The 252-nt window shown below is 53.6% G+C and carries 1 protein-coding gene; it reads left to right on the top strand.

Going from position 1 to position 252, the window contains the following annotated elements:
• The coding region (locus tag Q4563_RS21265; RefSeq protein ID WP_336623070.1) for an EF-Tu/IF-2/RF-3 family GTPase at nt 1–252 on the top strand (252 nt) is incomplete at both ends.

The following is a 252-nucleotide window of genomic DNA, read 5'->3' as shown; positions in this document are numbered from 1 at the left end:
GCGCACTGTCGAGCCAACAGAAGAAGCCTTTTCCGGCTTTATTTTCAAAATCCAGGCGAATATGGACCCGAAACACCGTGACCGCATTGCTTTTATGCGAGTGTGCTCCGGGACTTACAGCAAAGGCATGAAGATGCGCCATACCCGCATCGGCAAGGACATCAAGGTCGCGGATGCGGTCACCTTCCTGGCCGGGGACCGTAGTCAGGTCGAAGAGGCTATTTCTGGCGATATTATCGGTCTGCACAATCA

The sequence above is a fragment of the Gilvimarinus sp. 1_MG-2023 genome, assembly GCF_030548285.1.
The sequence above is the reverse complement of the archived record's forward strand: the minus strand, read 5'-3'. Positions and strand labels throughout refer to the sequence as shown.